Below are 9,635 nucleotides of genomic sequence, written 5' to 3'. Positions count from 1 at the left end.
TTTCGATCAAGTGAGAGCAACATGAAACGTACTTACCAACCTTCCGTTACCCGTCGCAAGCGCACCCATGGCTTCCGCGTTCGCATGAAGACCGCTGGCGGCCGCAAGGTCATCAACGCACGTCGCGCAAAGGGCCGCAAGCGCCTCGCGATCTAAGGCAAGCGGATTGCGCGCTGTGACCGAAGCCTGCGGCGAAGCGGGAGCGGCCGGGGCGCAGCAACCGGGCTCGGTTCCGTTGCGAGCGCAAGCCGCCTTCCCCAAAGCCGCAAGGCTGCTAAAAACGGATGAATTTTCATCCGTTTTTCGTTTGCGGCCGTGGCGCCGTACCGCGCACTTCGTCGTGTACGGCCGGCCCACCGGCAACGAGGCGCGTCTTGGCCTCGTGATCGGCAAGAAGTATGCGCCGCGCGCAGCCACGCGTAATCTGGTGCGTCGGATCGCGCGTGAAGCCTTCCGACTGCGTCGCGCGGAATTCGGCGGTTGGGATGTGCTGCTGCGTCTACACACGCGTTTCGACAAAAAAGCTTTGCCGAGCGCGTCGTCGTCGCCGTTAAAGGCGCTGTGCCGCAGCGAAATCGAGGCGTTGCTCGACAAGGCAGCGCGCGAAATTACCCGTCGTCAGGCGCCGCCCGCGGAGGCGCCCAGGACGGAATGACGCAGTGACCGCCCACAATAAGGTCGCTGCAACGGGCGTTACGCCGGCAGCTTCGCGGCGCAGGCGTCGCCCGGTACTTCACGTTGCGCGGCGCCGTACGGCCGCACCTGCCATGCAAACGGTACTTCTCGCTTTATTGCGTTTTTACAAGCTTGCCGTGAGCCCCATGCTCGGCAACCGGTGCCGTTTTTACCCTTCCTGCTCTGATTACGCGCGCGAGGCAATCCAGTATCATGGCGCCGCGCGCGGGACTTATCTCGCCGTGAGGCGTGTTTGCCGCTGCCACCCGTTTTCCGCGGGCGGCATCGATCTCGTCCCGCCACCCACTTCTGAAAAGCGCTGACGCGCCGTTCCATCGACACTGAGACAACGCATGGATATCAAACGCACCGTCCTATGGGTCATCTTTTTTATGTCAGCTGTCATGCTGTTCGACAACTGGCAACGCGACCACGGACGCCCGTCGATGTTCTTCCCGAGCACGACGCCGACCCAGACCGCCGGCACTGCCGCGCCGGGCACAACGACGCCGGGTACCCAGCCGGCCGATCTGCCGGCCACTAACGCGGCCGCCCCCGGCAACGCGCCGGCGGCCGAGCAATCGCAACTCGTGAAGTTCGGCACAGACGTCTACACCGGCGAAATCGACACCCGCGGCGGCACACTGTCGCGCCTGTCGCTCATCAAGCAGGGCGACGGCAAGCAGCCGGATCTCGTGATCACACTGTTCGACAAGACGAACAGCCACACGTATCTGGCGCGCACCGGCCTGCTCGGCGGTGACTTCCCGAATCACAACGACGTCTTCACGCTGATGCCGAATCAGCCTACCCACCTGGCTGACGGTCAGAACTCGTTCCAGATGAGCTTCGAGTCGCCGGAAAAGGGCGGCCTCCGGGTCATCAAGACGTATACGTTCACGCGCGGCAGCTACGTGATCGGCGTCGAGACGAAGGTTCAGAACGTCGGCACCGCGCCGGTGACGCCGCAGGTCTATATGGAACTCGTGCGCGACGATCAGCCGGTCGAAACGCCGCGCTTCTCGCACACGTTCATCGGACCGGCTGTTTACACGAACGAACATCACTTCCAGAAGATGACGTTCGGCGATCTCGACAAGAACAAGCAGGACTTCGCGACGTCGGCCAACGACGGTTGGGTTGCGATGGTCCAGCACTACTTCGCGTCGGCCTGGATTCCGCAGGAAGGCGTGAAGCGTGACTTCTACGCCGAGAAGATCGATCCGTCGCTGTATCGCGTCGGCATGAAGCAGGCAATGCCGACCATCCAGCCGGGCCAGACCGTCAGCGTGTCCGCGCGTCTGTTCGCCGGTCCGGAAGAAGAGCAGATGCTCGCGGGCATCGCGCCGGGCCTCGATCTGGTGAAGGACTACGGTTGGGTCACGATCATCGCTAAGCCGCTGTTCTGGCTGCTGTCGAAGATCCACAGCTATGTCGGCAACTGGGGCTGGTCGATCGTGCTGCTCACGCTGCTGATCAAGGCGGTGTTCTTCCCGCTGTCGGCCGCGAGCTACAAGTCGATGGCGCGCATGAAGGCGATCACGCCGCGCATGCAGGCGCTGCGCGAACGCTTCAAGGGCGATCCGCAGAAGATGAACGCGGCGCTGATGGAGCTGTACAAGACCGAGAAGGTCAATCCGTTCGGCGGCTGTCTGCCGGTCGTGATCCAGATTCCGGTGTTCATCTCGCTGTACTGGGTGCTGCTGTCGTCGGTGGAAATGCGCGGCGCGCCGTGGATTTGGTGGATTCAGGATCTGTCGCAACAGGACCCGTACTTCATCCTGCCGGTGCTGATGGCCGTGTCGATGTTCCTGCAGACCAAGCTGAACCCGACGCCGCCGGACCCGGTTCAGGCGAAGATGATGATGTTCATGCCGATCGCGTTCTCGGTGATGTTTTTCTTCTTCCCCGCGGGTCTGGTGCTGTACTACGTCGTGAACAACGTGCTGTCGATCGCGCAGCAGTACTACATCACGCGGATGATGGGTGCCTCGAAGGCGAAGCCGGCCTGATGTTCCGTCCCGCGGCGGCTGCATGGCCGCCGCGACGCAAAGCTGAAAACGAAAAACCGCCCGGTGTGAACCGGGCGGTTTTTTTATTGTGCTGTCGATGAAATGCGACGGGCGGTTGCGCTTAGGTTTCGGGGTTCACTCTTCGTCGGAATCTTCGCCGTAAAAGCGCACGATCATTTCCTCGACCAGATTCCGATCCTTCGGTGTCAACGATGCAATCTTCGAAGCGAGTTCGATCGTTTCGGGCGTCGGTGGATACTTTTCGCCACGTGCCATCGGTCGTGTACTAGCGCCGGGCGGTGGTCCGTAATGAAGCCAGTGCTCGTTGACGTTCAACCATTCGGCGAGCGTGCGCAACTTGTCCGGCTTCGGAATCGTCGTGCCCGTCAGCCATTTGTGCGCGGTTTGGGGTGTCACGGGACGCTCGCCGTGATAGCGAAGATTAAATTGCTCGGCGAGTTTGGTCCCGCCGCGGATCTTCAGCGGCTCGAGCAGATCCTTGAGCCTCTTGGCGAAGGCGGCTTTTTCTTTGTCGGTCGGCATGGGCCAGATTGTGCAATTCAGCGTTCAACCAGTTGACAACCGACCAAGCTTTGTTTTCCCTTATTTGAGATAGTTTTAGCTTGCAGTGTGCGCCCGATAAAGCGTTGCGCGAATTCGATTTTTTTCATCTCTTTATTGCCAGGCTTGGCTTTGCCTGAACTACAGCTGCTGCCGAGTCTCAATTTTTCTTAAGTATCGCGATAATTATCCTAGCTTACTTGGGATAAATCTGAGATGTTCAAACGATAGCGCGAACAGGCACGTCTTCCGCCTCGCGTCCTTGCCGCGAGCCCTTTCGTCCGAAGCGCGCGCGTTACAATGCCTCGCGCCGACTCGACCAACACGGCACTGCCCTTCCCCTCCCGTTTCGCCGATCTCACATGCTCACGACCGACTCCGACCCCATCGTTGCCATTGCTACCGCGCCCGGCCGGGGAGGCATCGGCGTCGTGCGGATTTCGTTCGGCCGCGCCGGCGCGGCGGCGGCCCAGCCGTTGATGCAGGCGCTCACCGGCCAGACGCTCACTGCGCGTCACGCGAGCTATGTACCGTTTCTCGACGCGAGCGGCAATCCGCTCGATCGCGGCATCGCGTTGTACTTTCCGGCGCCGCATTCGTACACCGGCGAGCACGTGCTCGAACTGCAGGGCCATGGGGGCCCGGTCGTGCTGCAGTTGGTCCTGCAGCGCTGCATCGACGCCGGCCGCGCGTTCGGTCTGCGGCTCGCCGAGCCGGGCGAATTCACGCGTCGCGCGTTTCTGAACGACAAGCTCGACCTCGCGCAGGCCGAAGCCGTCGCCGATTTGATCGAGGCGAGCACCGAGGCGGCCGCGCGTTCGGCCGGCCGCTCGCTCGACGGCGCGTTCTCGCGCGACATCCACGCGCTGGTCGAAGAAGTGATCACACTGCGGATGCTGGTCGAAGCGACGCTCGACTTCCCGGAAGAGGAAATCGACTTTCTCGAAGCCGCCGACGCGCGCGGCAAACTTGCGCGCATTCGCGAGCGTCTCGCGCATGTGCTGAGCGAGGCGCGCCAAGGGGCGTTGCTGCGCGAGGGTTTATCGGTCGTGCTGGCGGGGCAGCCGAACGTTGGCAAATCGTCGCTGCTGAATGCGCTCGCTGGCGCCGAACTCGCGATCGTCACGCCGATCGCCGGCACGACGCGCGACAAGGTCGCGCAGACGATCCAGATCGAAGGCATCCCGCTCCACGTGATCGACACGGCGGGCCTGCGCGACACCGAGGACGAGGTCGAGAAGATCGGCATCGAGCGCACGTGGGGCGAGATCGAGCGCGCGGACGTGGTGCTGCATCTGCTCGATGCGCGCGCCGGCATGACGACCGACGACGAAACGATCGCCGGACGCTTTCCGCGCGGCGTGCCGGTCGTGCGCGTGTTGAACAAGACCGACCTGACCGGACTCGCGCCCGCGACGCAGGCACTCGACGCCGATCTCGAACTCAGCGAGGTGCGGCTGTCGGCGAAGCAGGGTGACGGCGTCGCGTTGCTGCGCGACGAACTGCTGCGGATTGCCGGGTGGCAGGCTGGCGCGGAGAGCGTCTATCTCGCGCGCGAGCGGCATTTGATCGCATTACGCGCTGCCGACGAGCATCTGGCGACCGCCGCCGCGCATGCGGAGCAGAACGCGCAGGCGCTAGATTTGTTCGCCGAGGAATTGCGGCTCGCGCAGGATCAGTTGAATTCGATCACAGGTGAGTTCAGTTCGGACGATCTGCTCGGAGTGATTTTCAGCCGGTTCTGTATTGGCAAGTAACGCCGGGATTGCGCGTCGGCGCAATCCCAACGCTCTATAGCGTCTTGCGGTCGGATAGGGGCCGCTGCTTCGCAATCGAAAACCACGCTCGGTAGGCCAAAAACCAAGCGAATTTTTGGTACACAGCCGCGGCAAAAGTTAAAATCCCCGCTGTCCGAATCTAAACGTACAGCGCCCAAAGCATGCCTCGCCTCGCCACCCCGCTCACCGAATCCGAGATCCGCGCGCTCGAACCGCGCGCGACTCGCTACTGCGTCGCCGACGGCAACGGTCTCGTGATCGAAGTGATGACGACCGGCACCAAGATCTGGCGCTTCCGCTATACGTTGAATGGCAAGCGTCAGCCACTCGCGACGATCGGCGATTACCGGATGATTTCGCTGCGCGTCGCGCGCGCGAAGGCCCAGAGGTACGCGGCACTCGTCGCGCAGGGCATCTCGCCGGTCGCGACCGCGCGGCGCGATCGTGGCGCCGAGAGCAAGGCCGATGTGCTGCGCGAAGCCGCCGAGCTTTATGTCACGACGGCGCTGGCCGGCAAGTCGGACGAATATCGCCGCACTACGCGGCGCGCGCTCGACAAGGACGTGCTGCCCGCGATCGGCAACAAGCCGATCGGCGCAGTCACCGCCGACGACGTCGTCGCGATCTGCGAGCGCATCAAAAGCCGCGGCGCGCCGAAAATGGCGCTGCACACGCGCAACGTCGTGAAGCGCCTGTACGCATACCTGATCGCACGTCAGCTCGCGACCAGCAACCCAGCGGAAGTCGTGCCGGCGCGCTCGATCGCGACCTTCGACAGCCGCACCCGCGTGCTGTCCGGCGCCGAGATCGGTGTCATGCTGCGCACGATCGACACGTCGAATATCCGCCGCCCGCTTAAGCTAGCGCTGCATCTGCTGGTGCTGACTATGGCGCGCAAATCGGACCTCATCGAATCCAGATGGGCCGAGTTCGATCTCGACAACGCGCTGTGGACGATCCCCGCTGCGCGCGTAAACGCGCGCGAGGACCGCATCGTCCGTCTGGCGCGTCAGGCGGTTGCGCTGCTGCGTGAGTTGCAGCGCGCGCGCACCAGCGAGACGTTCGTGTTCCCGAGCGTCAGAGGCGACGATCGGCCGATCGCGAAAAGCACGCTGAACCAGGCGGTCAAAGCATTGGGGCTCGACGTGGAGCATTTCGTGCTGCATGACTTTCGTCGCACCGCGTCCACGCATTTGCGCGACATGGAGCAGCAATCAGCCGCGGGGGCCGACATCACGAATCGTGAAGCAACCGACGAAGCGGCGCGGGACCGTCGCACGCTTCAGAGTTGGGCGGACTTTGTCGATAGCCAGATGGAACTCGCACGGCAGACTGTGGCCAGGACGGCTTGACGGCATTGTCATGGGTTTTGGCGTGATGTGACGCTTGCTGTCATGCCGGAAACGGGATGGTACACAGGCCGAGGCGACCTCGTCCCAAACCCAATCAAATAAAGGAAAGAATCATAAAAAACGAGGTTTCCAAACTGGGCGAAAATGCGCCCTTTTCCGCTCCTTGCGACCGTTTCACATCGTCGTTCTTTCCCCGCTTCCTTCGCCTAAACTGATAGACGGATGCAAGTCGATACGGAGGTTCCGATGCCTGAATCAATGCTCGCCTATCTGATGGGGCCTGCCGTCATGCTGGTGGTCGGCGTTGCCATCTGGATGATGTCGCGTCACCGCGACCCATCCAAACCGCCCAAGCTGGAGCGCTGGCTCGACACGCATTACGCGGAGTGGCTGCATCACAAGCATTAAGGCGTGCCTCAAATGAAAAGGCCGTCGCATTGAGCGACGGCCTTTTTTGTCTGCGCGTGGTTAGTCTGAATCATCTCCGCATCAGAGCCTTGCCGCGTTCACCACTGCGGCTCGGGTTGCGGTTGTGCATAGCCGTACTGTCCGGGTGGCGGTGCGCCGCACGCGACGTAGGCGCGCTGATACTGGTCATAGCAATATCCGGGCGGCGGTGCCACATAGGCCGGCGCGGGCTGATACGCGGGCTCCGCATAGACCGGCTGCGGATACGCGACCACCGGCGCCGGCGTCAACACCGAGCTAACCACCGCGCCCAGCACCGCGCCGCCGATCAGCGCACCCACCACGTCGCCGCCGTGTCCGTGTGCGGACGCCTGGCCCGCCACCGTCAAACTACCCGCCATTACCAACGCCACTGCGATCTTCTTCATATTGAGCTCCCGCCGTTCAGGCATGGACGAATTGTCGCTGGCGCGGGCGGAAATAGATGCTGCAGTTGGTAACCGGACATTAACTCTGTAACAGACGCATAACGTCGGATGCGTCAGCCTACGCATCGCATTGCGCGGCTACAGCGAGGACGATTGCCGTGCTGGTCTTGTTCCTGGCGGCGACTATTATCTGACCAATGGAAGTGGTCAATGGGCGCCTCCCCTCCCCGCAACCTCATGTGCCTTTCCTGACCTTCATTCGGGCTGAACCGCATGGACACGTCTAAACCGCATCAGAACGCCGCAACGCTGCATCCCGCAGGCGAAGCACAGGCGCAGGCACACGCGCTCGTCGCGGAGAATGCGCCCGGGCTTGCCATCGACGACTCGCTCGCGCGCATCCTCGCTGTCCCGCCGGCGGCCGAGTGCCCGATCATGGTGCTGCTGGTCGACGACCAGGCGGCCATCGCCGACGGGGTGCGCGAGGCGCTCGCCGACGAGCCGGGGGTGGACTTCCACTACTGCGCATCATGGGAAGACGCGGTGCGCTGCGCCGAGGAAACGCGCGCGACGGTGATCCTGCAAGATCTCGCGATGCCGGGCACCGACGGTCTGACGCTGGTGCAGCAATACCGGCTGAATCCGGCCACGCGGGACATTCCGATCATCGCGCTGTCGACCAGGGAAGAGCCGCTCGTCAAAAGCGCAGCGTTCGCGGCCGGCTCGAACGATTACCTCGTGAAACTGCCGGATCGCATCGAGCTGATTGCGCGCCTCCGCTATCACTCGCGCTCGTATCTGAATTTGCGGCAACGCGACGAGGCGTACCGCGCGCTGCGGCAGTCACAGCAGCAACTGCTGGCGACGAATCTGGAGTTGCAGCGGCTCACGCATTCGGACGGTCTCACCGGCCTGTCGAACCGCCGCTACCTGGACCAGCATCTGGCCGACGAATGGCGCCGCGGCACGCGCGACAACACCGGCCTCGGCCTCCTGATGATCGACGTCGACAACTTCAAGGCCTACAACGACACCTACGGGCACGTCGCCGGCGACGAAGTGCTGAAGAGCGTCGCGCATACGATCGAAGCGTGCCTCCGCCATTCACCGGATCTCGCCGCGCGCTTCGGCGGCGAGGAGTTCGCGGTGGTCGTGCCGGGCACGTCGGCGGGCGGGTTGCGGTTGCTCGCGGAGAAAATCCGCATCGCGGTCGAAGACCTCGCGATCACCCATGCGGGCTCGGCCGAGGGCGTCGTCACGATCAGCATCGGCGCGGCGCTGATGGTGCCGTCGGCGGCCGAACCGGTCCCGACGCTGATCGAGGCCGCCAGTGTCGGCCTGTATCGCGCGAAACACGACGGTAAGAATCATGTGGCGGTGAGCGGCTGAGTCTTGCGGCGCCCCACCCCCACCACCCGCTATTTCACGCCGCCAAGGCGCGCGTATAGCGCTCGGCCGGCGCGCTGCGCGACAGATTCGGCTGCAGATGCAGACGCGCGCTGTTCAGACGCTCCCAGTCGGCGGCATCGGGCAGCGACGGGATCGTCACCAGCTCACCCTGGTCGAGACCGGCCAGCGCCGCGTCGACCATGTCCTCGGCGCTCATCACGATCTGCGAAGGCAGGTTCTCGACCGCGAGACCCGCGCGATCCCAGAACGCCGTGCTCGTCGCGCCCGGCAACACCGCCTGCAGCCGCACGCCCTTGCCGCCCACCTCGTGATGCAGCGACTGCGTGAGGTTCAGCACGTACGCCTTGGTGCCGCTATAGGTGCCGTTCAGCAATTCCGGTGACAGCGCGACGATCGACGAGATATTGATCACCGTGCCCGCGCCACGCGCGATGAAACCCGGCAACACTGCCGCCGTCAGGCGCGTGAGCGAGGTCACGTTCAGATCGATCATCTTCTCGAGTTCATCGATGTCGGAATCGAGCAGTGTCGCGGTCGCGCCGACGCCCGCGTTGTTGACCAGCATCGTGATGCCGCGCTCGGCGCGCAACTGGTTCTCGATGCGCCGCACGTCGGCCTTGTCGGTCAGATCTGCGCTGACGGTCCTCACGCGCCGGCCGGTCTCCTTCGTCAGCCGATCGGCGAGGCTGCCGAGGCGCGCGCCGTCGCGCGCGATCAGCAGCAGATCGTAGCCGCGTCGCGCGAGCCGGTCCGCATAGACCGCGCCGATACCCGACGATGCGCCCGTGACCACCGCCGTGCCCTTGCCTTCGTTGGAATCGCCTTGTACGCCCTTGTCTGCCTGCGTTGCCATTGAAACTCTCCTTGCGGGCTGCGCCTGATGCGACCGCCCTGTCCGATGAATGGGAACATCCGTGAACTCGCTGCATCGCGGCTTTCGCGCTGATGCGGCAGTGTTGACGGAGTGAGTTTAGGCGCGTACCGTTTTGTCTCAAATGTCGTATTTCCCTC

At 63.4% G+C, this 9,635-nt stretch carries 11 protein-coding genes; 8 read left to right on the top strand and 3 right to left on the bottom strand.

The window, feature by feature from the left end; all coding sequences use genetic code 11:
- Positions 1-21 precede the first annotated feature (21 nt).
- The 4 genes from rpmH to yidC all read left to right on the top strand — a co-directional run bounded on the left by rpmH (position 22) and on the right by yidC (position 2,687).
- Entirely contained in the window at positions 22-156 is a 135-nt protein-coding gene (gene rpmH, locus BC1002_RS15955) for a 50S ribosomal protein L34 (RefSeq protein ID WP_004198824.1), read from the top strand.
- 19 nt (positions 157-175) lie between these two features.
- The gene (gene rnpA / locus BC1002_RS15950; RefSeq protein ID WP_013091033.1) at positions 176-655 is read left to right on the top strand and encodes a ribonuclease P protein component; all 480 of its coding nucleotides are present in this window, start codon (positions 176-178) and stop codon (positions 653-655) included.
- A gap of 112 nt (positions 656-767) precedes the next feature.
- Complete coding sequence (yidD, locus tag BC1002_RS36315; RefSeq protein ID WP_013091032.1) at positions 768-998, top strand: membrane protein insertion efficiency factor YidD; 231 nt, start codon at positions 768-770, stop codon at positions 996-998.
- 30 nt (positions 999-1,028) lie between these two features.
- Positions 1,029-2,687 (top strand): membrane protein insertase YidC, encoded by a 1,659-nt coding sequence (gene yidC, locus BC1002_RS15945; RefSeq protein WP_013091031.1) that lies wholly within the window; start codon positions 1,029-1,031, stop codon positions 2,685-2,687.
- Positions 2,688-2,822: 135 nt separating this feature from the next.
- Here the strand turns inward: yidC and BC1002_RS15940 are convergent, their stop codons facing one another.
- Positions 2,823-3,230: a transcriptional regulator gene (locus tag BC1002_RS15940; RefSeq protein ID WP_013091030.1), complete on the bottom strand. Its 408-nt coding sequence runs from the start codon at positions 3,228-3,230 to the stop codon at positions 2,823-2,825.
- A gap of 380 nt (positions 3,231-3,610) precedes the next feature.
- On the opposite strand from BC1002_RS15940, the gene mnmE reads away from it, so the two are divergent.
- From mnmE to BC1002_RS38450, 3 genes are all read left to right on the top strand, one after another.
- On the top strand, positions 3,611-5,005 hold the full coding sequence (gene mnmE / locus BC1002_RS15935; RefSeq protein WP_013091029.1) for a tRNA uridine-5-carboxymethylaminomethyl(34) synthesis GTPase MnmE: 1,395 nt from the start codon (positions 3,611-3,613) through the stop codon (positions 5,003-5,005).
- 182 nt (positions 5,006-5,187) lie between these two features.
- Entirely contained in the window at positions 5,188-6,378 is a 1,191-nt protein-coding gene (locus BC1002_RS15930) for a tyrosine-type recombinase/integrase (RefSeq protein ID WP_013091028.1), read from the top strand.
- 246 nt (positions 6,379-6,624) lie between these two features.
- A complete protein-coding gene (locus BC1002_RS38450; protein WP_013091027.1) occupies positions 6,625-6,786 on the top strand; it encodes a hypothetical protein in 162 nt (53 codons plus the stop codon).
- A 98-nt stretch (positions 6,787-6,884) separates the two neighbouring features.
- On the opposite strand, the gene BC1002_RS15920 is transcribed toward BC1002_RS38450, so the two are convergent.
- Positions 6,885-7,214 (bottom strand): hypothetical protein, encoded by a 330-nt coding sequence (locus tag BC1002_RS15920; protein WP_013091026.1) that lies wholly within the window; start codon positions 7,212-7,214, stop codon positions 6,885-6,887.
- A gap of 273 nt (positions 7,215-7,487) precedes the next feature.
- On the opposite strand from BC1002_RS15920, the gene BC1002_RS15915 reads away from it, so the two are divergent.
- Positions 7,488-8,603, top strand: coding sequence for a diguanylate cyclase (locus tag BC1002_RS15915; protein ID WP_013091025.1), 1,116 nt, complete (start codon positions 7,488-7,490; stop codon positions 8,601-8,603).
- A 34-nt stretch (positions 8,604-8,637) separates the two neighbouring features.
- On the opposite strand, the gene BC1002_RS15910 is transcribed toward BC1002_RS15915, so the two are convergent.
- Entirely contained in the window at positions 8,638-9,477 is an 840-nt protein-coding gene (locus BC1002_RS15910) for an SDR family NAD(P)-dependent oxidoreductase (RefSeq protein ID WP_013091024.1), read from the bottom strand.
- Positions 9,478-9,635 lie beyond the last annotated feature (158 nt).

The organism is Paraburkholderia atlantica, from assembly GCF_000092885.1.
Lineage (GTDB): Bacteria > Pseudomonadota > Gammaproteobacteria > Burkholderiales > Burkholderiaceae > Paraburkholderia > Paraburkholderia atlantica.
This window is presented reverse-complemented; position numbering and strand designations above follow the sequence as displayed.

What these genes read in the sequence shown, in the direction of transcription:
- rpmH (WP_004198824.1), top strand. Translation starts at nt 22, where the DNA reads ATGAAACGTACTTACCAACCTTCCGTTACCCGTCGCAAGCGCACCCAT.
- yidD (WP_013091032.1), top strand. Translation starts at nt 768, where the DNA reads ATGCAAACGGTACTTCTCGCTTTATTGCGTTTTTACAAGCTTGCCGTG.
- yidC (WP_013091031.1), top strand. Translation starts at nt 1,029, where the DNA reads ATGGATATCAAACGCACCGTCCTATGGGTCATCTTTTTTATGTCAGCT.
- BC1002_RS15940 (WP_013091030.1), bottom strand. Translation starts at nt 3,230, where the DNA reads ATGCCGACCGACAAAGAAAAAGCCGCCTTCGCCAAGAGGCTCAAGGAT.
- mnmE (WP_013091029.1), top strand. Translation starts at nt 3,611, where the DNA reads ATGCTCACGACCGACTCCGACCCCATCGTTGCCATTGCTACCGCGCCC.
- BC1002_RS15930 (WP_013091028.1), top strand. Translation starts at nt 5,188, where the DNA reads ATGCCTCGCCTCGCCACCCCGCTCACCGAATCCGAGATCCGCGCGCTC.
- BC1002_RS38450 (WP_013091027.1), top strand. Translation starts at nt 6,625, where the DNA reads ATGCCTGAATCAATGCTCGCCTATCTGATGGGGCCTGCCGTCATGCTG.
- BC1002_RS15920 (WP_013091026.1), bottom strand. Translation starts at nt 7,214, where the DNA reads ATGAAGAAGATCGCAGTGGCGTTGGTAATGGCGGGTAGTTTGACGGTG.
- BC1002_RS15915 (WP_013091025.1), top strand. Translation starts at nt 7,488, where the DNA reads ATGGACACGTCTAAACCGCATCAGAACGCCGCAACGCTGCATCCCGCA.
- BC1002_RS15910 (WP_013091024.1), bottom strand. Translation starts at nt 9,477, where the DNA reads ATGGCAACGCAGGCAGACAAGGGCGTACAAGGCGATTCCAACGAAGGC.